General features: G+C 61.7%; 20 protein-coding genes. 9 read left to right on the top strand and 11 right to left on the bottom strand.

Annotated elements, in window-relative coordinates:
* Nucleotides 1–136 precede the first annotated feature (136 nt).
* Together AB4N92_RS08960 and AB4N92_RS08955 are read left to right on the top strand one after the other, a co-directional pair.
* The gene (locus AB4N92_RS08960; protein ID WP_137206170.1) at nt 137–1,246 is read left to right on the top strand and encodes a DUF3182 family protein; all 1,110 of its coding nucleotides are present in this window, start codon (nt 137–139) and stop codon (nt 1,244–1,246) included.
* On the top strand, nt 1,236–1,991 hold the full coding sequence (locus tag AB4N92_RS08955) for an alpha/beta hydrolase family protein (protein ID WP_010206862.1): 756 nt from the start codon (nt 1,236–1,238) through the stop codon (nt 1,989–1,991). Before AB4N92_RS08960 ends, AB4N92_RS08955 begins: the two co-directional genes overlap by 11 nt.
* Before the next feature lie 4 nt (nt 1,992–1,995).
* On the opposite strand, the gene AB4N92_RS08950 is transcribed toward AB4N92_RS08955, so the two are convergent.
* Genes AB4N92_RS08950 through AB4N92_RS08940 form a run of 3 tightly spaced genes read right to left on the bottom strand, consistent with a single transcriptional unit; the run spans nt 1,996 to nt 4,971 of the window.
* A complete protein-coding gene (locus tag AB4N92_RS08950; RefSeq protein WP_010206861.1) occupies nt 1,996–2,943 on the bottom strand; it encodes a lysylphosphatidylglycerol synthase domain-containing protein in 948 nt (315 codons plus the stop codon).
* Complete coding sequence (gene clsB, locus AB4N92_RS08945; protein WP_010206860.1) at nt 2,933–4,195, bottom strand: cardiolipin synthase ClsB; 1,263 nt, start codon at nt 4,193–4,195, stop codon at nt 2,933–2,935. The genes AB4N92_RS08950 and clsB overlap by 11 nt, the downstream gene beginning before the upstream one ends.
* Entirely contained in the window at nt 4,192–4,971 is a 780-nt protein-coding gene (locus AB4N92_RS08940) for an endonuclease/exonuclease/phosphatase family protein (RefSeq protein WP_010206859.1), read from the bottom strand. Before AB4N92_RS08940 ends, clsB begins: the two co-directional genes overlap by 4 nt.
* 171 nt (nt 4,972–5,142) lie before the next feature.
* Here AB4N92_RS08940 and AB4N92_RS08935 point away from each other — a divergent pair, with 171 nt between their 5' ends.
* Both AB4N92_RS08935 and AB4N92_RS08930 read left to right on the top strand, forming a co-directional pair.
* A complete protein-coding gene (locus AB4N92_RS08935) occupies nt 5,143–7,227 on the top strand; it encodes a mechanosensitive ion channel family protein (RefSeq protein ID WP_021492987.1) in 2,085 nt (694 codons plus the stop codon).
* Between the two features lie 86 nt (nt 7,228–7,313).
* Complete coding sequence (locus AB4N92_RS08930) at nt 7,314–8,198, top strand: sugar nucleotide-binding protein (protein ID WP_010206856.1); 885 nt, start codon at nt 7,314–7,316, stop codon at nt 8,196–8,198.
* 64 nt (nt 8,199–8,262) lie between these two features.
* Here the strand turns inward: AB4N92_RS08930 and AB4N92_RS08925 are convergent, their stop codons facing one another.
* The 5 genes from AB4N92_RS08925 to AB4N92_RS08905 form a co-directional block, all read right to left on the bottom strand.
* Nucleotides 8,263–8,961, bottom strand: coding sequence for an OmpW/AlkL family protein (locus AB4N92_RS08925; protein WP_010206855.1), 699 nt, complete (start codon nt 8,959–8,961; stop codon nt 8,263–8,265).
* Nucleotides 8,962–9,055: 94 nt separating this feature from the next.
* On the bottom strand, nt 9,056–9,568 hold the full coding sequence (locus tag AB4N92_RS08920) for a DUF3299 domain-containing protein (protein WP_010206854.1): 513 nt from the start codon (nt 9,566–9,568) through the stop codon (nt 9,056–9,058).
* Nucleotides 9,569–9,579: 11 nt separating this feature from the next.
* A complete protein-coding gene (locus AB4N92_RS08915; protein WP_010206853.1) occupies nt 9,580–10,845 on the bottom strand; it encodes an ABC transporter permease in 1,266 nt (421 codons plus the stop codon).
* Nucleotide 10,846: 1 nt separating this feature from the next.
* Nucleotides 10,847–11,557, bottom strand: a complete 711-nt coding sequence (locus AB4N92_RS08910) for an ABC transporter ATP-binding protein (protein ID WP_021492985.1) — start codon at nt 11,555–11,557, stop codon at nt 10,847–10,849.
* A 138-nt stretch (nt 11,558–11,695) separates the two neighbouring features.
* Nucleotides 11,696–12,298: a DUF2796 domain-containing protein gene (locus tag AB4N92_RS08905; RefSeq protein WP_010206849.1), complete on the bottom strand. Its 603-nt coding sequence runs from the start codon at nt 12,296–12,298 to the stop codon at nt 11,696–11,698.
* A 130-nt stretch (nt 12,299–12,428) separates the two neighbouring features.
* Here AB4N92_RS08905 and AB4N92_RS08900 point away from each other — a divergent pair, with 130 nt between their 5' ends.
* Nucleotides 12,429–12,776: a hypothetical protein gene (locus AB4N92_RS08900; RefSeq protein WP_010206848.1), complete on the top strand. Its 348-nt coding sequence runs from the start codon at nt 12,429–12,431 to the stop codon at nt 12,774–12,776.
* On the opposite strand, the gene trxA is transcribed toward AB4N92_RS08900, so the two are convergent.
* From trxA to AB4N92_RS08885, 3 genes are all read right to left on the bottom strand, one after another.
* On the bottom strand, nt 12,773–13,645 hold the full coding sequence (trxA, locus tag AB4N92_RS08895) for a thioredoxin (protein WP_010206846.1): 873 nt from the start codon (nt 13,643–13,645) through the stop codon (nt 12,773–12,775). The genes AB4N92_RS08900 and trxA overlap by 4 nt on opposite strands.
* Nucleotides 13,646–13,796: 151 nt before the next feature.
* Nucleotides 13,797–14,453, bottom strand: a complete 657-nt coding sequence (locus tag AB4N92_RS08890) for a class I SAM-dependent methyltransferase (RefSeq protein ID WP_010206845.1) — start codon at nt 14,451–14,453, stop codon at nt 13,797–13,799.
* Nucleotides 14,450–14,905 (bottom strand): YbaY family lipoprotein, encoded by a 456-nt coding sequence (locus AB4N92_RS08885; protein ID WP_010206844.1) that lies wholly within the window; start codon nt 14,903–14,905, stop codon nt 14,450–14,452. The genes AB4N92_RS08890 and AB4N92_RS08885 overlap by 4 nt, the downstream gene beginning before the upstream one ends.
* Nucleotides 14,906–15,045: 140 nt before the next feature.
* Between AB4N92_RS08885 and nrdR the strand changes: the two genes are divergently transcribed.
* Genes nrdR through ribBA form a run of 4 tightly spaced genes read left to right on the top strand, consistent with a single transcriptional unit; the run spans nt 15,046 to nt 18,461 of the window.
* Entirely contained in the window at nt 15,046–15,510 is a 465-nt protein-coding gene (nrdR, locus tag AB4N92_RS08880) for a transcriptional regulator NrdR (RefSeq protein ID WP_010206843.1), read from the top strand.
* The gene (ribD, locus tag AB4N92_RS08875) at nt 15,507–16,643 is read left to right on the top strand and encodes a bifunctional diaminohydroxyphosphoribosylaminopyrimidine deaminase/5-amino-6-(5-phosphoribosylamino)uracil reductase RibD (protein WP_010206842.1); all 1,137 of its coding nucleotides are present in this window, start codon (nt 15,507–15,509) and stop codon (nt 16,641–16,643) included. The genes nrdR and ribD overlap by 4 nt, the downstream gene beginning before the upstream one ends.
* Before the next feature lie 48 nt (nt 16,644–16,691).
* Complete coding sequence (locus tag AB4N92_RS08870) at nt 16,692–17,354, top strand: riboflavin synthase (RefSeq protein ID WP_010206841.1); 663 nt, start codon at nt 16,692–16,694, stop codon at nt 17,352–17,354.
* Between the two features lie 15 nt (nt 17,355–17,369).
* Entirely contained in the window at nt 17,370–18,461 is a 1,092-nt protein-coding gene (ribBA, locus tag AB4N92_RS08865; protein WP_010206838.1) for a bifunctional 3,4-dihydroxy-2-butanone-4-phosphate synthase/GTP cyclohydrolase II, read from the top strand.
* Nucleotides 18,462–18,531: the final 70 nt, after the last annotated feature.

The raw sequence follows: 18,531 nt of genomic DNA, 5'->3' as shown, positions 1-18,531 counted from the left end.
TGCAGAAAAGAGCAGGCCAACTGCCATCGGTTTTTCAGCAACTGGTTGATTTGAAAGTATTCTTGCCCGAGAGCGCCTTGGCCTGATCTCTGCAACGTTCTGTATACACACATGGCGGGATGGCCAAGGGGGACGCATGACCCCGATTCAACGCAAGAAGCTGGTAGTCGCTCACTCCACACGTGAGGGCGCGCCCCTGCATGAAATCGAAACCAACCGCGCCCTGGCGCGCTGGCTGGCGCAGATCCTCGGGCTCAAGTTCGGTGGCAGTTATGACGCTGATCTGCACGCGGGGCTGGCGCTGTACCTGCTGCCCACACAAACCCTGGTCGGCCCGGCCCAGGCGCGAGCGCTCAATATCACGGGGCCGCAGGATTTGTGGGGCGGGTACGTTGACCACGATTTCATCTGCACCAAAGCCATCAGCCATGGTTTGCTCGGCCCTGAAGCCAAAGCGCCCGAAGGTTGGTCGGCACTGTTCTGCGAGCGTGTCCGTAAAGTCGTGCTGGACGGCTTGAGCGTTTTCGCACTGGAAGACGCGCGCCCAGCCGCCACGCGCTTGCTCTACAGTGGACCCATCCGTTTGAAACCCGTGCACGCCTGCGCGGGCCGAGGGCAGGAAGTTATCCACAGCCTGGATGAATTCGAAGCGCTGCTGGCGCGACCTGATGCCGCGAAACTCTTTAGCGAAGGCGTGGTGCTGGAGCAAGACCTGCACGACGTGGTCACCCACAGCGTCGGCCAGAGCTTTATCGGTGATTACGTGTTCAGCTACTGCGGCGAGCAATACCTGACGCAAGACGGGCAGGGCGAAGACGTTTACGGTGGCTCCAACCTGCTGGTGGTGCCGGGTTACTACGAAGACCTGTTACAGCTCCAACTGCCCGACGACGTACGCGAAGCCATCAAACAAGCCCAGGTCTTCGATACGGCTGCCGATGAAGCCTACCCTGGCTTCTATGCATCGCGGCGCAACTATGACATTGCCCAGGGTCTCGACAGCGACGGCCAGCGCCGCAGTGGTGTGCTCGAACAATCCTGGCGGATGGGCGGGGCCAGCAGCGCGGAAGTCGCGGCGCTACAAAGTTTTATCAACAACCCTGGCCTGCGTGCGATCCATGTGTCCTCCGTGGAAACCTATGTGGACCAACCGTTGCCGGCCGATGCCATCGAGGTGTATCGCGGCCCGGCGGAAAACAGCGAGTTTCTTCTCAAGTACGTGACGGTTAAATCTTATGACGGCTAGAAGCGAAAGCATTGCGATCGATATTGACGACGAACAGATGAGCGGCACCTTCCTGAGCCCCAAATCCAAAGTGCCCGGCGTGTTGTTTGTGCACGGTTGGGGCGGTAGCCAGGAGCGAGACCTTGAGCGCGCCAAAGGCATCGCCGGCTTGGGCTGTGTCTGCCTGACCTTCGACTTGCGCGGGCACGCTGGCACGGGCATTCCATTGTCGCGCGTCACCCGCGAAGACAACCTGCGCGACCTGCTGGCGGCCTATGACCGGCTGTTGGCGCACCCGGCCATCGACACCTCGGCGGTCGCGGTGGTGGGCACCAGTTACGGTGGCTACCTCGCGGCGATTCTCACCTCACTGCGCCCGGTGCGCTGGCTGGCGCTGCGCGTGCCGGCGCTGTACCGCGATCATGAGTGGCTCAAGCCCAAGCGTGATCTGGACAAGGCCGACCTGATGGATTACCGCAGCACCTTGGTCCACGCCGAAACCAATCGCGCCTTGCACGCGTGTTCGGCGTTTACCGGGGATGTCTTGATCGTTGAGTCGGAAACCGATGACCACGTGCCCCATGCCACCATCATGAGTTACCGCGCGGCGTGCCAGCAGACTCACTCCCTGACCCATCGCATCATCGACGGCGCCGACCATTCCCTCAGCGATCCGGTGTCCCAGCAAGCGTACACCTCAATCCTGGTGGACTGGATCACCGAGATGGTGGTGGGCGAGCGGTTGAGCATCATCCAATCCCAGTAAGCGTTCAGGCGGGTGTTTTTTTCACCCGCAACGCCTTTGCCTTCGCCTCCACGCCCAGATACATCACCAGTGCGATCAGCAGCGGCACAATAAAGTAGATGGCCCGATACGCAATCAACCCGGCCAGTAAGCTGCCCCGCGACGCTTCATGCTGCAACAGCGCAATAAAGACCGCTTCGAGCACACCCAGCCCGGCCGGAATATGGGTGAGCACCCCGGCAATCGCGCTGATCAACAACACGCCCAGCACCAGCGGATAGTCCAGCTTGGCCGGCAAAAGGGTGAAGATCACCGCGGCCATCAGCGACCAATTCAACGCGCCCAGCATCAACTGCAAACACGCCATGCGCACCGATGGCAGGTTGATTTCCATGCCGCGAATTGTCCACGCGCGTTTCTTCGAAAACTGGCAGGCCAGTAGATAGCCGAGGCTGGCCAGTACCAACAATGCGCCAATGCCTTGCAATGCGGTGGTGCTGACTTTCCATCCCGGCGGCATGGTCACCAGGCCGCTGCTGAACACCACCCCGGCAATCGCCATGTAGCCAAACCAATTGGTGGCCAGGCTCAGACCGAGGATCTTGGCGATATTGCTGGTGCTCACCCCTAGTCGCGAATACAGCCGATAACGCATGGCAATGCCGCCGACCCACGCGCTCAGATTGAGGTTGAAGGCGTAGCTGATGATGCCCACCGGCAGGATCTGCTTCCACACCAGGTTCTGACGGATGTAGGTGCGGCCGATCAAGTCGAAGCTGGCGTACACCAGAAAACTGCACAGTGTCAGTGCACCTGCAATCACCAGTGTGCGCACCTTGAAGTCGCCCAGGGTTTGCACCACTTCGCTCCAATCGATACGCCGCGCGAGCAGGGTGAACAACACGATCAGCACCAGGAAGAAGGCGATGGTCAGCGGTTTCTTCCAGCGTTTGAACCTGGATTCAGTGGTCATTGGCCTGGCTCTCAATCGGTTTCAAACGTGGCTTGTGCGCGGGCAGCCAACCCGTCAACGCAGGGAAATGGCGCATCACATGAAACACCAGAAAACCCACCGTCAATCGCCAGAGCCACAGGCGCGGCTTGCGGTTTTCCGGCATGGTCTGGCAGTGGTCGCGGGCGAGTATCTCCAGGCGTTTGTAGAGCTGTTGATTGAATCCGCGGTCGCGAATCAATACGTTGGCTTCCAGGTTCAGCGACAGGCTCAACGGGTCCAGATTGCTCGACCCCACGGTGCTCCATTCGTCATCCACCAACGCGACTTTGCCGTGCAGCGGGCGCTGGCAATATTCGTGGATCACCACGCCATCCTTGAGCAGGTAGTCGTAGAGCATCCGCGCCGCCAGTTTGGCCAGCAGGACGTCTGGCTGGCCCTGCATGATCAGTTGCACGTGCACGCCCCGGCGCGCGGCGTTGCGGATTTCGCGCAGCAGGCGATAGCCTGGGAAGAAGTAGGCGTTGGCAATCACCGCGCGTTTTTGTGCCTTGCTCAGCGCGTGGATATACGCCTCTTCGATGTCATCGCGATGCTGTACGTTGTCCCGGTAAATCAGGCGCACCAGGCCGTCGCCCTTGTCGGTGGACCACAACGAAGGCCGCTGCTGGCGCCGCCGCCAGCCACGTCGCGTGCGGACCTGGCGACCGCTTTGCGCCAGGGCGAAGTGATGCAGGTCAGCCACGGCGGGGCCTATTACCTGCACCGCGTAATCCTGCTTGGCTTCGGGGCCGAAATCCCCCAGGTGATCGGCGGAGAAATTGATCCCGCCGATAAACGCCACTTCAGCGTCCACCACCACAATCTTGCGGTGCAGGCGGCGAAACCAATTGGTGCGAAAACCCAGGGTCTTGGATGCCGGGTCAAACATTTGCACCGTGACCCCGGCGGCCGCCAGTTCGCCGAGAAACGTTGGGCTCAGTTCGCCACAACCAAAACCGTCCAGGCTGACCACTACCTTGACCCCACGCTCTGCGGCCTCGATCAAGATGCCCTGCAGCTCATGGCCTACCTTGTCTTCGAAGAGGATGAAGGTCTCCAGCAGAATCTCCCGTCGGGCCGCGCGCAGGGCTTCGAACACCTTGGGAAAATAGGCCTCGCCGTTCTCCAGCAACTCAATCTGGTTGCCACTCTGCCAGCCGTAATCCAGGTCGCGAGCCTTGGCTTCGTCCGGCGGCTGGTCGGTGGAGATATGTTCCACGGCCACGTTCATAGCTCGATCTCCACCGAGAGCGGTACATGGTCGGACAGGTGGGACCAAGGCCGAGTCGTCAGCACCCTAGGGTTATGCACCTTCAGATTGCGCACATAAATCCGGTCCAGCGCCAGCAACGGCAGGCGCGCCGGGAAGGTGCGCGCAGGTTTGCCCATGGATTCAATAAACACCTCCTTCAAGCCGGCCTTGCTCAGGTCGGCCTTTTGTCGCCAATCGTTGAAATCACCGGCGACCACCAGCGGCGCGTCGGCCGGGATCTCGCTGATGCGCTGTTCGATCAGGCGTAATTGCTGCTGGCGGTGTACCTCGCGCAAGCCCAGGTGGATGCAAATCGCATGTATCTCCTGGCCGGTACCTGGCATACGCAGCACGCAATGCAGCAGGCCACGGTTTTCATGGCCGCTTTGGGAGATATCGAGGTTGTCATGGCGCACGATCTGGAATTTCGACAGCAGCGCATTGCCGTGGTCGCCATGGGGATAGACGGCATTGCGCCCGTAGGCGAACTGCGGCCAGATGCTGTCGGCGAGGAACTCGTACTGCGGCATGTTCGGCCAGTCACTGAAGCGCTGGGGGTGGCGTTCGTGGGTGCCGTGGATTTCCTGGAGGAACACCATGTCGGCGCCCACGCTGCGCACCGCTTCACGCAGCTCGGGCAGGATGAAACGTCGGTTCAGGGCAGTGAAGCCCTTGTGGATATTGACCGTCAGCACCGTGAAGCGAGTGATGGCGACGCTGGGGGTGATGGGCACCCAGTCGGGGATCGCAGCCATGATTGCTCCTGTGGAAGAAGTGGGGGCCTGGCCCCCTGTTTATGGCTGACTGTGATTTTTGGCTGAAAGTTTCCAGCGTCCTACAGACGGCATAAAGATGTCGCTGAAGGGGAACGATCAACGCCCAAACCCGTCAGTTCCTTACAGACCCTTCTGAAGGAGCCCGGTGTTTTGCTGAATCTAAAGACTGCATTACTGCTCGGCGCGCTGCTGTTCTGCGGCAGTGGCGCGCTACAGGCTGCGGCCACGGCGCCTGAACCTGAAGCGCCGGCGAAGCCGGAATTGCTGGTGGAGGGCGGTTTGCTGGGGGCGATCAGTTCCAGCATTGATGACGTACAGCAAAAGCTCGATCTCAATCAGAACCTGATCGATGAGTGGCGCCTGCGGGCGGACCGAGCGGCCGATGAGGTCGGGCGGTTGGTCAATCAGACGGCTGCGCGCTCACCCTGGAGCGTGGCGGGGGATTTCCTGTTGCTGTCCGGCGTGTGGTGCGGGGCTTTTGTGGTGCTGACGCTCCTGGGGCGGTTTATCGTGCAGCGCTTGGGCCGTCGCACTTTCTTCGAGCGGCGCGAGCGCCTGCTGGCAGTGCTCGGGTACGTGATTCCCTATACGATTCCTGCGCTGATTTGCCTGCCGCTGACCCTGTATGTCAGCCACTTTTTACCCACCTCCATAGGTCGCGCGCTGGCGCTGTGTTTTGCCTACGCCACCAGCAGCGGCATTTTTTCTACCTCGATGCTGTTGTGCGTCATTGTCATGTTCAATGTCGGACACAAGCGCCCGGCGGTTCGGATTATTCGCAGCTACTGCCCCAAACCGCTGTTCCTGATCGGCTTTCTCGCGGCCCTCAGCGATGCGTTGACCAGCCCCCAGATCGCTCGCCAGCTCGGTGGCAATATCACCAGCAGTATCGCGGTGTTTACCGGTTTGTTCGCGGCGGTGATCTTCGGCGTGCTGGTGGTACGACTGCGTCGGCCGGTGGCTCATCTGATTCGTAACCGGCCGTTGGCCCAACGCCTCAAACATCCGGCGTTGCAGCAATCACTGCGGGTGTTTTCCGGGTTGTGGTATTGGCCGATTCTGCTGATGGTGCTGGTCTCGGGAATCAACCTGATCGGCGCCGGCGACGATAATCAGAAGACCCTGCGTTGCGCGCTGTTCACCACGATCCTGCTGATCGGCACGGTGTTTCTCAGCACGGTGTTGCAACACCTGTTCAAGTCGCGCAGCCAGGTGGCGATTCAGCGCAGCAGTGCCTACAAGGAACGCTTCCTCAGCCTGTTGCACGCGATCCTGCGTATTGTCATGGCCATCGCGTTTATCGAGATCCTCGGGCGGATCTGGGGGGTGTCGCTGTTCGAATTCGCCCAACGCAATTCGGTGGGTCGGGCGATCAGCGATTCTCTCAGCAGCATCGGCCTGATCCTGCTGATGACCTGGCTGTTCTGGGTGGTGCTCGACACGGCTATCCAGGAAGCGTTGAAACCGCCGGTCAACAAACGCTCCAGTCGCCAGCCCAGCACGCGAGTGAAAACCATCCTGCCGCTGCTGCGTAATGCGGTGAAGATCATTCTGGTGGTGATCTGCGCGATCACTACCATGGCCAATCTCGGGATCAACGTCGCGCCGCTGCTGGCCGGTGCCGGGGTGGTCGGCCTGGCCATTGGTTTCGGCTCGCAACAACTGGTGCAGGACGTGATCACCGGGCTGTTCATCATCATCGAAGACACCCTGTCCATTGGCGACTGGGTGGTGCTCGACTCGGGCCACGCCGGCACCGTCGAAGGCCTGACGATTCGCACACTGCGCCTGCGCGATGGCAAGGGCTTTGTGCACTCGGTGCCGTTCGGGCAAATCAAGGCAGTCACCAACCAGTCGCGGCAATTTGCGTATGCGTTCTTCTCGGTGCAGTTCACTTACGACACGGACGTGGACAAGGCGGTGGAGCTGATCCGCGAGGCGGGGCAGTCGATCCGTGATGACGTGTTCCTCAAGTACAACCTGCAAGGGCCGCTGGAGGTGTTTGGCGTCGACAAGATGGACCTTAATGGCGTGGTGCTCACTGCGCAGTTTCGCACGGTGTCGGGCGGGCAATATGCGGTGAGTCGCGCGTTCAACCAGCGCTTGAAAAAGCTTGTGGATAACTGTGGCGAGGTGCATTTCGCGCAGACTTATCCACAGCAGGTCCTGGTGCCTGCGCGGACGGCCCTTGAGCATGAACCTACCGAGGCTGGCGCGAAGATAGTTAATCCGTGACGGTTGCGCTACAAACCCGCAAAATGCAACGATTCTGATAAATACCTAATAACCATCGTTCCATACTGACCGGGCCTGCTCAATCTATGCGAATGCGCCTTATGTTACTGGGCGGCGGGAATGCCCTCGGGCAGGCGCTGATTCGCCTCGGTGCAGAGGAAGACATCGGTTTCCTCGCACCCAAACCGCCCCAAGACGGCTGGGATGCCGCGAGCCTCACCCAATTGCTCGACGACACCCGTCCCGATGCGTTGATCAACCTCGCCTACTATTTCGACTGGTTCCAGGCCGAAGCGGTCAGCGAAACCCGCCTGGCTGGCCAAGAGTTCGCCATCGAGCGCCTGGCCGAGCTGTGCCAGCACCACAACATCACCCTGCTGCAACCGTCCAGCTACCGCGTGTTCGATGGCTCCCGCGCTACCGCCTACAGCGAAAAGGACGAGCCGGTGCCCCTGGGCCTGCGCGGCCAGGCGTTGTGGCGCATCGAGCAAAGTGTGCGCGCCACCTGCCCGCAACATGTGTTGCTACGGTTTGGCTGGCTGCTGGATGACAGCGCTGACGGCACCCTCGGGCGCTTCCTGGCCCGGGCGGAGAAACCGGATGAATTGCTGATGGCGGACGACCGTCGCGGCAATCCGACGCCGGTGGACGATGCCGCGCGGGTGATCATCTCGGTGCTCAAGCAGCTCGATTGTGCGGCGCCGCTGTGGGGCACCTATCACTATGCCGGCCAAGAGGCGACCACGCCGTTGGCGCTGGGCCAGGCTATCCTCACCGAAGCGCGCAGCTACCATCTGCTGGCGATCGAATCCCCCACCGCCCAGGCCCACGCGGCCCGGCCGGATGCGAGCGAAGAACCGCAACACGCGGTACTCGCCTGCAAGAAAATCCTCCACACCTTCGGCATCAAGCCACGGGCATGGCGGGCCGGGCTGCCGGCGTTGCTGGATCGTTTCTACCGCCACAGCTGAATACACGCAAAACCAAATGTGGGAGCGGCGGTGCGCCGCTCCCACATTGGTTATGCAGTGTTGCTTAGAACTTGTAGCCGATACCCACCATGTAAACCATCGGATCCACGTCCACATTGACCTTGGCGCGGGTGCCTTGGCCTAGGGCATTGTTGTCCACGGTCGCCTTGGTGCTGATGTCGATATAGCGCGCCTGGGCGTTGATCATCCACTTGTCGTTGATCATGTAGTCCGCGCCAATCTGCGCGGCCCAGCCCCAGGAGTTTTCAGCCTTGAAGTTGCTGAAGCCGGCGCCTTGAGCACGGCTGCCGACGTGTTCGTCGTAGATCCAGGTGTAGTTGATACCGGCGCCCACGTACGGCTGGAAGGCCGACTTGTTGTCCAGTGGGTAGTACACGATGCTCAGGGTCGGCGGCAGGTGTTTCAGGGTGCCGAGCTTGCCGTTGGCGGCGCCAAGGGCGGTGTTCTTGATCTTCACATCATGCTCGAACGGCGTCGCGGCCAGCAGTTCGATACCGACGTGGTTGGTCAGCATGTAGGCGAAGTTCAGACCCAGTTGGGTATCGCTGCTCATGGTCGCCTTGCCGCCCAGGTTGGCGCCCGCCAATGGACCCTGGTCAACTTTGACGTGACCGCTGTCCGCCTTCGGGTTCACGGTGATTGCACCGGCACGCACCAGAATGTCACCCGCTTCATGAGCGTGTACGACGGGGGCGACGAGGGCGAGCGCGAAGAGGGACGCGCCGAGCAGAGACTTGTTCATGGGAGCTCCAAAGGACGTTTAAAAGTTGTACGTCCAATGGTAAAGATCGTTCCGCCCGGTCTTTTGACTCAGCTCAATGAAAGGGCGATCAGCGCTATTCCGGCAGTTCGTACATGTAAATCTTCTCGGCTTCCATCTGGTAACCGGCATCGGCCAGCTCGCTGGTGGATGGCTTGACCTGCATCGCGCCTTCGATCCAGTACGGCTGGTACAGCTCATCGAGTTTCACGCCGATTTCGCTTTTGACATGCACGATCTGGTTCGAGGGCGGCGGCGGGACATGGATGCACGCGCCGAAATACGGCACCAGCAAGAACTCGGTGGTGCGCCCGTTTTCGCTGACCTCCAGTGGCACGATGTAGCCGGGCAAGCGAATGTGCTGGCCATTGAGCCCTGGCACCACCGGCGCGTTGGGCATTTCCTGCTTGGCAGCCGGTGCCGACTCCAGGGCATCCGCCATGCCGGAGAGATTGTGCAGCGGTTGCATGTTCGGCACTTCCGGCTCGGCATCCGGTGGGATCAGTTCCGACCAGGTCAGCTCTTTGGGCTCGGCGGCCCAGGCGGGCAGCGCGATCAGCAGAAACAATGCAAACAGGACGCGACGCATCAAGGCCTTCCTCATAAACGTATGGACAGGCCATCGGCCAGGGATTGCCGATAGGCACGCCACGCGGGCACGCTGCCCATCAACAGTGCGGCGGCCAGGATACCGGCGAGCAGCGTCCATTCATATTCGCTCGGCCAGGACATCGGCAGGTCCAGGCCGTAATTGGCCTGCAGATACCCGCGTGAGGCGGCGATGCACACGTAAAGCAAACCAACGCCGGCTACCACGCCGGACAGCGCCAGGGCGAAGGCTTCGAAGATCAGCAACGTCGCGATATGCCAAGGGCGCGCACCTACAGAGCGCAAAATCGCCATTTCGCGGCGGCGTTCGTTGAGGCTGGTGAGGATCGCTGTGAGCATGCCGATCAAGCCGGTAAGCACCACGAACAGCGAGATCACGAACAGCGCTTTTTCGGCGGTGCCCATCATGCTCCATAACTCTTGCAGCGCCACGCCGGGCAGGATCGCCAGCATCGGCTCGCCACGGAACTCGTTGATTTCCCGTTGCAGGGCGAAGGTGGAAATCTTGTTGTTCAGGCCCAGCATGAACGCGGTGATGGCCTGCGGCGTGAGGTCCATGTTGCGCGCCTGGTCGGCACTGATGCGGCCTTTGCCCTGGGCCGGCACGCCGTTGTGCCAGTCGATGTGGATCGCCTCCATGCCGCCGAGGCTGATGTGCAACGTGCGATCCACCGGTGTGCCGGTGCGCTTGAGGATGCCGACTACGGTGAAGGGCTTGTCATCGTGCTTCACCAGGCTGACCACGGCTACGCCGTGGGCCAGCACCAGTTTGTCGCCGAGTTTGTAATGCAACGCGTCGGCGACTTCTGCACCGAGCACCACTTCAAACGGGTCGGTGGCGAAGGCGCGTCCGCTGGCCAGTTCGAGGTTTTGCTTGCGGCCGTATTGGTAATGTTCGAAGTAGGATTCATTGGTGCCCATCACACGGTAGCCGCGATGGGAGTCGCCGAGGGAAATCGGGATCGCCCATTTCACCTGAGGGCTGGCGGCGAAATGCTCGAAGCTGTCCCAGCGGATGTTGTTGGTGGCATTGCCAATGCGGAACACCGAGTACAGCAGCAGGTTCACCGAACCTGAGCGCGCACCGACGATCAGGTCGGTGCCGCTGATGGTGCTGGCGAAACTGTTGCGCGCCTCAACGCGCACGCGCTCCACCGCCAGCAACAGGCACACCGACAGGGCGATGGCGAATGCGGTGAGGATCGCGGTAAAGCGGCGGTTAGCCAGGCTGGCCATGGCTAGACGGAACAGATACATCTCAAACCTCTGCGGGCGTGGCGGCGCGATTGAGTTCGGCCAGCGACAGGTTGCGGTCGAACAACGAAGCCAGGCTCTGGTCATGGCTGACAAACAACAGGCTGGCGCCGGCCTCACGGCATTCGGCAAACAACAGCTGTAGGAAGGCTTCGCGGGCGTCGTGGTCCAGGGCCGAGGTGGGTTCGTCGGCGATCACCAGTTCCGGTTGGCCGATCAACGCACGGGCGGCGGCCACCCGCTGCTGCTGGCCGATGGAAAGTGAGTCGGCGCGGCGCTCCAGCAGGGATTTGTCTTTCAATCCCAGGTGCGCGAGTAAAGCGGCGGCGGCCTGGTCGACACTGCCGTGGCGCTGTTTCGCCCGTTGCGCACGCAGTGTGGAAAAGTGGCAGGGCAACTCGACGTTCTCGCGTACCGACAAGAACGGCAGCAGGTTGAACTGCTGGAAAATGTAGCCGGTGTGGTCGACGCGAAAACGATCGCGCGCGCCAGCCGAAAGCTCGGTCAGTTCCTGGCCGAGCAGGCGGATACTGCCCCGGCTGGGTTTCTGCACCCCGCCAAGCAGGCCCAGCAATGTGGTTTTGCCACTGCCGCTCGGGCCCTTGAGAAACAGGGTTTCTCCTGCTTCCAGGCGGAACGCAGGGATGTCCAGCAACTGTGGGTGATTGGGCCAGTTGAAGCCCAGGTCAGACAGTTCGATCAATGCGTGGGTCATGGGGGATCAGTATTGCCTGGTGGTGGAAAATGACGCCGATCCATTGTGGGAGCTGGCTTGCCTGCGATACGGGCGACTCGGTTTTTGCAGACAGACCGAGGCGATCCCTTCGCAGGCAAGCCAGCTCCCACAGCCAAATCAGAACTTCAGGGTGGCTGCTGTGGCCGTTGCGTCAACCCCTTGCTGGCCGCTCGGGCCGATCAGTTGTACCTGAATTTTCTGGGTGGCGGGGAAGGTCTTGAACACCTGGGTCAGGTCGAGGTTGCTCAAGGCCGTCGGCGTGGCGCAGGTGAATTGGTAGTGGGCGTGGATTTCGCTGTGGTCGTGATGGTGTTCGTGGGCGGCCGCGCCTTTGCCGTCGGTGGCGTGGTCATCATCGTCATCATGGTCGGCCTCGGGCTTGTCGCCGAACAGCGGGCTGTTGAGTGCCTGGCTGCTGACCACACAACCGGCGGCTTTAGGCAGGTTGAACAGGGCGACAGGGTTTTCCAGCTGTTTGCGCACGGCGGCGACCTTGGCTTTGTCTGCCGGGGTGGTGGCCAGGTGTTCGAAACCCACCAGGTTCATTGCCGGGCTATCCAGCTCCAGCTCCAGGGCCTGGCCGTCGAGCACCGCGTTGAGACGGCCCACGCCGTGTTCATGGGCACCAAGGCTAGGGTGTTCATGGTCGTGATCATCATGAGCGTGGGCAACCGCCAATGGCAGCAGGGCAAACGGCAAAGCAAGCAACAGACGGCGCATGAGAAGGCTCCAGAACATGAAAGTTTTGTTATGTGATCTTATAACAATGTGCCCAGAGTTTGACCGCCCGCTTGGCGTTGCGCAAGCCGCATGGGAGCATGCCTGTCAGAAAACTGCAGGAGTAAGGACGATGTTGCGAATTCGTGGAACCGTCGGCGACCTGCCGGTGGATTTGACCCTGGAGCTGGACGACGGCGACTGGGCGCGGCTCGGCGCACAGTTGCAGGCGACGCCCGTGGCCAGCGCGACGGCTGCGCCGGTGGCTCCGGTCAAACACAATGATGATCTATGGCAGAGTGCCCAGGACCTGTTGCGCGAGGCAGGGCAACTCAGTGGCCTGGAGCTGCTTGACCAGTTGGAAGGCTTGGCCGGCGACGCTTCGGCGGGCAAGCGTCTGTTGGTGCGCCTGCGCCATAGCGCCCAGGTGAAGGTTGCCAGCGGCGGGGATACGCCGCTGTACAGCTGGGTCGGCGATTAGTACAGCGCGGCAAACAACTTGCGGCGGTACACGGTCACCAGTGGGTGATCGTTGCCCAGCAGTTCGAACACCTGCAGCAAGGCCTTGTGCGGCAGGCCTTCGCTGTAGCTGCGGTTGCGGATGAACAGCTTGAGCAAACCTTCCAGCGCCGCGTCGTACTGCTGACGCGCCAGTTGCTGGATCGCCAGTTGATAGGCGGCTTCGTCGTCCTGCGGGTTTTGCGCCAGGCGGCTTTTCAGGTCGGCGGCGTCCGGCAGGTCGGCAGCCTGACGCAGGAAGGTGATCTGTGCCTTCGCACCGGCGAGGGCGGCTTTGTGGTCGTCGCTTTTAACCGCGTCCAGCACGGTCTGGGCTTCGCCCAATTCACCGCGTTCGGCCAGGCAGCGTGCGTACAGGATCAGCGCCGCAGCGTTGGTATTGTCCTCGCCCAACAGCGCCACCAACACCGCTTCGGCATCGCTGATGCGACCTTCGGCAAACAAGGCCTGGGCCTGCTCCAACGGATTCGCCGCCGCCGGTGGTGGCATCTGTACATGGGGCTCCAACAGCGCCCGCACCGCCGACTCCGGCTGCGCCCCGGCAAACCCGTCCACCGGCTGGCCATCCTTGAACAGCACCACCGTCGGCAGGCTTTGAATGCCAAAACGCGCGACGATGTCCTGCTCGGCCTCGCAATCGACCTTGGCCAACAGCAACTCGCCCTGATAACTCTCGGCAATCTTCGCGAGCATCGGCATCAACGCCTTGCAGGGCGCGCACCACTCGGCCCAGAAATCCACCAGCACGGGTTTCTCGAAGGAGTTCTGGATTACCGCCTGGTCGAAGGTGGCAGTGGTGACATCGAAGATGTACGGCGTGGGTTCACTCATCGGGCGTCTCGAATAAAGCGGGAATGGGGCAACTATAAGGGCTGGCGCGGTTGGCTGAAAGTGCGGTGGAGTTGGCACCGCTTTCGCGAGCAAGGCCGCTCCCACAGGGGGAACGGGCCCAAGTGTGGGAGCGGGCTTGCTCGCGAAGGTCTCATGCGCGCCGCGAATGGTACAGGCTTACCTTGCGAAATTCCCAAGGCTCCGCCAAGTCCGGCAACGTCAATGCATCAAGGATCTCCAGCCGCTGATAATCCGGGTGCTGAAAATCCCTCACCCGCGAATCCGCCACCAACGCTTCACGGCCACGGGTCAAGAATTGATCCAGCAACGGCAGGTTCGCCCGGTCGTAGAGCACATCGGCGACCAGGATCAGGTCGAAGCGGTCGGCTTCGGCGAAGAAGTCCGCCGAATAACCCAGCGCTACGCCGTTGAGTTCGGCATTCGCTCGACAGGACGCCAACGCCAGTGGGTCCAGGTCGCAGGCCACCACTTCCCGTGCGCCGGCCTTGGCTGCCGCAATCCCTGCAACACCTGAACCCGCGCCAAAATCCAGCACGCGCTTGCCCGCGACCCACTCAGGGTTCGCCGCCAGGTACCGCGCCAGCGCCAGGCCGCTGGCCCAGCAAAAACTCCAGTAGGGCGGTTCATGCAGGATGCGCCGGGTTTCCTCGGGGCTGAAGGCACGGTCCATGTTGTCCGCATCCAGCAGCCATAACGACAACGCGGTGCCCGGCAGCGGGCAGGGCACCAGTTGCGCGTCGCCGATCAGCCCGCTCAGCGCGGCTTGCAGGTCCAGCGGTGGCGTCATGGTGCCTTGACGAGTTGCAGGGGGCCGGTGGACTGGTTGATCGCCTGGGTCACACGCACGGCGGGCAGGTGCAGGATCAACTGGCCGGATTGGCTGGCGCGGCCACGCAGTTCAACCCGCGCGCCGGCCGGGAAGGCTTCGGGGTTGAAGCGCAGGCGAAAGGCCAGGGGCTTGCCGTTGCCGCTCAATACGCTGCTGGCCAGCAATTGTTGCGGGCGCGAACGGTCGTCGATCACCAGCAGCGCCATCTCGACTTCGGCACCCGCCGGAATGTTGGTCAGGCTGCCGCTGATTTCCCGTTGATAGGCGGGGAGGGGACCCAGGTCTTCAATGCCAGGTACTTTTTTCTCTTGCGCGGGAGTGGGTTGAGGTGCGGCCGGCTTGGGGGCTTCGCTGCTGCAGGCGACCAGGAAACTGAACAGGGTGAGCAAAACAAGTGGTCGTAACTGCATGTACGGCTCCAGAAAGGACAAAATCCGTGGCTAAAAAAATATGAAACATAATAGTCAGCCTATATACCGTAAAGGCTATGGCTTGTCTTGCCACGGGGATGCGCTACCATGGCCCTCCCTTTATTTGTTGCCTGCCCACCATGCACTGTCCCTTCTGCGGTGCCAACGACACCAAGGTCATTGACTCGCGTCTGGTCGCCGAGGGCGATCAAGTGCGTCGCCGGCGCGAATGCCTGGCCTGCGGTGAACGTTTCACCACCTTTGAAACCGCCGAACTGGTATTGCCACGTCTGATCAAATCCGACGGTAGCCGCCAGCCTTTCGACGAAGAAAAACTGCGCGCCGGTATGCAGCGCGCCCTGGAAAAACGCCCGGTGAGTGTCGAGCGGCTGGAGGCGGCGCTGGTGCATATCAAGCACAAGTTGCGTGCGACCGGTGAGCGCGAGGTCAAGAGCCTGGTGGTTGGAGAACTGGTGATGGGCGAGCTGCAAAAGCTCGACGAAGTTGCCTATATCCGTTTCGCCTCGGTGTATCGACGCTTCCAGGACCTCAACGAGTTCCGCGAAGAGATCGACCGCCTGGCCCGTGAGCCTGCCAAAGAATGAACCCACTGCCTGCCGAACAAGCTGTGCTCGACGCCCATTACATGGCCCGTGCCCTGGAACTGGCGCGCAAGGGCCTGTACACCACCCATCCCAACCCGCGTGTGGGGTGCGTGATTGTACGTGACGGGCAGATTGTCGGCGAAGGCTGGCATGAGCGAACCGGCGAACCCCATGCCGAGCCCAATGCCCTGCGCGCCGCTGGTGCCAGGGCCCGTGGCGCCACGGTGTATGTGACCCTCGAACCGTGCAGCCACCACGGGCATACGCCGCCCTGCGCTGATGCGTTGGTCACTGCGGGTGTCGCTCGCGTTGTGGCTGGCATGCAGGACCCGAATCCCGAAGTGGCGGGGCGCGGCATGCAGCGCTTGGCTCAGGCCGGTATTGAGGTCCGTAGCGGGGTGCTGGAAGCTGAAGCGCGCGCGCTGAATCCAGGTTTCCTCAAGCGCATGGAACACGGCCTGCCCTTCGTGCGGGTCAAGCTGGCGATGAGCCTGGACGGCCGCACCGCGATGGCCAACGGCGAAAGCCAATGGATCACCGGCCCCGCCGCTCGCGCCGCCGTGCAGCGCCTGCGCGCCGAGGCCAGCGTGGTGCTGACCGGCGCCGATACGGTGCTGGCCGACGGGGCACGCCTGACCGTGCGCGCCGCCGAACTCGGCCTGGACGAAGCCACCACCGCCCTGGCCATGTCACGTCCGCCGTTGCGGGTGTTGATCGACGGCCGCCTGCGCGTGCCGCTCAATGCGCCGTTCTTCAAGGCCGGGCCGGCGCTGGTCATCACCTGCGTAACCCCGGAAAACCAGTTTCCCCGTGGCCCCGAGTGCCTGGTGGTACCGGGCGTCGATGGTCAGGTCGACCTGCGCTCGGCGCTGGTCGCGCTGGCAGCCCGTGGCGTCAATGAAGTGTTGGTGGAGGCCGGCCCAAGCCTGGCCGGTGCGTTTGCCCAGCAAGGCCTGGTGGATGAATACGTGATTTTCATCGCCGGCAAGTTCCTCGGCTCCGCCGCCCGGCCTTTGTTGGACTGGCCGCTTGAGAAACTGGCCAACGCCCCCCAACTCAAGATCACTGAAATGCGCGCTGTAGGCGACGACTGGCGAGTGACTGCCATCCCTGTGCCAGCAGCGAGCGTATAATTCCCGGCCTGCGCTTGCGCGTCAGCCCCTCGTTTTCAGGAGAACGAAATGTTCACCGGCATTATCGAATCCATCGGCAGCATCCGTGCAATGACCCCAAAAGGCGGCGACGTACGCCTGCTGGTTGAAACCGGCAAGCTCGACCTGGGTGACGTCAAGCTGGGCGACAGTATTGCCGTCAGCGGCGTTTGCCTGACCGTCATCGAACTGCCGGGCAATGGTTTTGCCGCTGATGTCAGCCGGGAAACCCTGGATTGCACCGCGATGAACGACCTCAAGGCCGGCAGCCCGGTCAACCTGGAAAAAGCCCTGACCCCCACCACCCGTCTCGGTGGTCACCTGGTCAGCGGCCACGTCGACGGCGTCGGCGAAGTGGTTGCCCGCAGCGAAAACGCGCGTGCCGTGGAGTTTCGCATCCGCGCGCCGAAAGAATTGGCCAAGTACATCGCCCACAAAGGCTCGATCACCGTCGACGGCACCAGCCTGACCGTGAACGCCGTGAATGGCGCCGAGTTTGAACTGACCATCATTCCCCACACCCTCAGCGAAACCATCATGGCGTCTTACCAGCCGGGTCGCCGGGTGAACCTGGAAGTGGACTTGCTTGCCCGTTACCTGGAGCGCCTGTTGCTGGGCGATAAGGCCGCAGAGCCCGCCACCGGTAACATCACCGAAAGTTTTCTGGCCGCTAACGGCTACCTGAAATCCTGACCAAGGGGGTGCCGCGTGGCGCTCAATAGCATCGAAGAACTGGTTGAAGACATCCGCCAAGGCAAGATGGTCATCCTGATGGATGACGAAGACCGCGAGAACGAAGGCGACATCATCATGGCCGCCGAGGCCTGCTTGCCTGAGCACATCAACTTCATGGCCAAGCACGCGCGCGGGTTGATCTGCATGCCCATGAGCCGTGAGCGTTGTGAATTGCTCAAGCTGCCGTTGATGGCACCTCGCAATGGCTCGGGTTTTGGCACCAAGTTCACCGTATCGATTGAGGCCACCACCGGCGTCACCACCGGTATCTCTGCTGCTGACCGTGCACGCACCGTGCAGGCCGCCGCCGCGAAAGACGCCAAGGCCGAAGACATCGTCAGCCCCGGCCACATCTTCCCACTGATGGCCCAGCCCGGCGGAACCCTGGCCCGCGCCGGCCACACCGAAGCCGCCTGCGACCTGGCGCGCATGGCCGGTTTCGAGCCGAGCGGGGTGATCTGCGAAGTGATGAACGACGACGGCACCATGGCCCGTCGCACCGAACTCGAGGCGTTTGCCGCCGAGCACAACCTCAAGATCGGCACCATCGCCGACCTGATTCACTACCGCATGATCCACGAACGTACCGTTCAGCGGATTGCCGAGCAGCCACTGGACAGCGAATTGGGCCAATTCAATCTGGTGACCTACCGTGATTCAGTGGAAGGTGACGTGCACATGGCCCTGACTCTGGGCACCATTTGCGCCGAAGAGCCGACCTTGGTGCGCGTGCACAACATGGACCCATTGCGCGACCTGTTGATGGTCAAGCAGCCCGGCCGCTGGAGCCTGCGCGCCGCCATGACTGCGGTTTCCGAGGCCGGCAGTGGTGTGGTGCTGTTGCTCGGTCACCCGTTGGATGGCGATGTCTTGCTGGCGCATATCCGCGAAACGGCTGATCACGCGCCAGTGAAAAAACCGACCACCTACAGCATCGTCGGTGCCGGTTCGCAGATCCTGCGTGACCTGGGCGTGCGCAAAATGCGCCTGATGAGTGCGCCAATGAAATTTAATGCGATATCCGGTTTCGACCTGGAAGTAGTAGAATACGTGCCCTCCGAATAAAGGCTGGCGATTTTCGCCCCTTGTTCGTGGTTCAAATATCACTAAGGGACGCGTCATACACGCGTCCCGG

This window comes from Pseudomonas sp. S3_A09 (assembly GCF_054668065.1).
This window is presented reverse-complemented; position numbering and strand designations above follow the sequence as displayed.

Bases quoted from the DNA above. Each gene is read 5' to 3' on its own strand.
- clsB (WP_010206860.1), bottom strand. From the start codon at position 4,195: ATGAACGTGGCCGTGGAACATATCTCCACCGACCAGCCGCCGGACGAA.
- AB4N92_RS08910 (WP_021492985.1), bottom strand. From the start codon at position 11,557: ATGACCCACGCATTGATCGAACTGTCTGACCTGGGCTTCAACTGGCCC.
- AB4N92_RS08940 (WP_010206859.1), bottom strand. From the start codon at position 4,971: ATGGCTGCGATCCCCGACTGGGTGCCCATCACCCCCAGCGTCGCCATC.
- AB4N92_RS08915 (WP_010206853.1), bottom strand. From the start codon at position 10,845: ATGTATCTGTTCCGTCTAGCCATGGCCAGCCTGGCTAACCGCCGCTTT.
- AB4N92_RS08890 (WP_010206845.1), bottom strand. From the start codon at position 14,453: ATGACGCCACCGCTGGACCTGCAAGCCGCGCTGAGCGGGCTGATCGGC.
- AB4N92_RS08870 (WP_010206841.1), top strand. From the start codon at position 16,692: ATGTTCACCGGCATTATCGAATCCATCGGCAGCATCCGTGCAATGACC.
- AB4N92_RS08900 (WP_010206848.1), top strand. From the start codon at position 12,429: ATGTTGCGAATTCGTGGAACCGTCGGCGACCTGCCGGTGGATTTGACC.
- AB4N92_RS08950 (WP_010206861.1), bottom strand. From the start codon at position 2,943: ATGACCACTGAATCCAGGTTCAAACGCTGGAAGAAACCGCTGACCATC.
- AB4N92_RS08930 (WP_010206856.1), top strand. From the start codon at position 7,314: ATGCGAATGCGCCTTATGTTACTGGGCGGCGGGAATGCCCTCGGGCAG.
- trxA (WP_010206846.1), bottom strand. From the start codon at position 13,645: ATGAGTGAACCCACGCCGTACATCTTCGATGTCACCACTGCCACCTTC.
- AB4N92_RS08905 (WP_010206849.1), bottom strand. From the start codon at position 12,298: ATGCGCCGTCTGTTGCTTGCTTTGCCGTTTGCCCTGCTGCCATTGGCG.
- AB4N92_RS08925 (WP_010206855.1), bottom strand. From the start codon at position 8,961: ATGAACAAGTCTCTGCTCGGCGCGTCCCTCTTCGCGCTCGCCCTCGTC.
- nrdR (WP_010206843.1), top strand. From the start codon at position 15,046: ATGCACTGTCCCTTCTGCGGTGCCAACGACACCAAGGTCATTGACTCG.
- AB4N92_RS08920 (WP_010206854.1), bottom strand. From the start codon at position 9,568: ATGCGTCGCGTCCTGTTTGCATTGTTTCTGCTGATCGCGCTGCCCGCC.
- AB4N92_RS08885 (WP_010206844.1), bottom strand. From the start codon at position 14,905: ATGCAGTTACGACCACTTGTTTTGCTCACCCTGTTCAGTTTCCTGGTC.
- ribD (WP_010206842.1), top strand. From the start codon at position 15,507: ATGAACCCACTGCCTGCCGAACAAGCTGTGCTCGACGCCCATTACATG.
- AB4N92_RS08960 (WP_137206170.1), top strand. From the start codon at position 137: ATGACCCCGATTCAACGCAAGAAGCTGGTAGTCGCTCACTCCACACGT.
- AB4N92_RS08955 (WP_010206862.1), top strand. From the start codon at position 1,236: ATGACGGCTAGAAGCGAAAGCATTGCGATCGATATTGACGACGAACAG.